The 248-nt window shown below is 41.5% G+C and carries 1 pseudogene; it reads right to left on the bottom strand.

Annotated elements, in window-relative coordinates:
- Positions 1-248, bottom strand: a pseudogene (locus AAEY79_RS16000) (malate synthase G); the annotation flags it as partial.

Below are 248 nucleotides of genomic sequence, written 5' to 3'. Positions count from 1 at the left end.
ACCATGCATTTTAGGTTTTACAATATTCACTGAACCTTTACGGCTATTATTACGACCATTATTGTTACCTTTAAGGTCATGCATCGCAGCGAGCACAGTTATCATGCCATCAAGTATCCCTTCAGGTACTTGGTTACCATTTTTATCCAGCACAGCATCAATGGTCATCAAGTGACCCACATTACGCGCAAATAGCAAACTTCTGCCGGGTAAAGTGACTGTTTTTACCTCTGCATTCTGGTTGGTAC

The organism is Psychrobacter sp. GW64-MNA-CIBAN-0177, assembly GCF_040309585.1.
In the GTDB taxonomy this organism is placed as follows: Bacteria; Pseudomonadota; Gammaproteobacteria; order Pseudomonadales; family Moraxellaceae; genus Psychrobacter; species Psychrobacter okhotskensis.
This window is presented reverse-complemented; position numbering and strand designations above follow the sequence as displayed.